Source organism: Aureispira sp. CCB-QB1 (assembly GCF_000724545.1).
Classification (GTDB): Bacteria; Bacteroidota; Bacteroidia; order Chitinophagales; family Saprospiraceae; genus Aureispira.
In genome coordinates this window covers 1-522 of the sequence record NZ_JHBV01000098.1, presented here as the reverse complement: position 1 = coordinate 522, position 522 = coordinate 1, and the positions used below count along the sequence as shown (strand labels likewise).

General features: G+C 39.7%; 1 protein-coding gene. It reads left to right on the top strand.

Annotation, left to right across the window (positions count from 1 at the left end; all coding sequences use genetic code 11):
• Positions 1 to 522: cadherin-like domain-containing protein (locus CG11_RS30585; protein WP_197043968.1), on the top strand; the 522-nt coding region annotated here is incomplete at both ends.

The window sequence follows — 522 nt, the reverse complement described above, 5'->3', positions numbered from 1 at the left end:
CCGCAAGCTTGTACAGAAGCCAAAGTAACTATTGATGTAGAACCTGCTCCAACGACAGACAATGGAGAATTGGCTTTAGCACCAGATGTCAATACAACGTATGATAACATAGCAGTAAATGGTCAAGTGTTATCAAATGACAATGACCCAGATGGTGATAATATTTTGGTAACAGGAAACATTCAAACAGATACAGACGGTGATGGCGTTGTTGATGCTACTGTAGGTTTAAGTACGTTAACCACGATCGGAGGAATTGACAAAAATGGAAATCCAGTTACAAATGCAGGAACTTTGGTTCAGAATGCGAATGGAACGTATACATTTAATCCTGTTGCTGGATTCATAGGTGTGGTAGAATACATTTACACGGCTTGTGATGACGGAGCACCCATCACCTGCGAACAAACAACGGTAACCATTGACGTTTTGCCAAGATTGTACAACAGTACCAATGCGATAGATGATGAAGAGTTTGTAGACAAAGGAACAACATTAAATGATAATGTTTTGACAAACGAT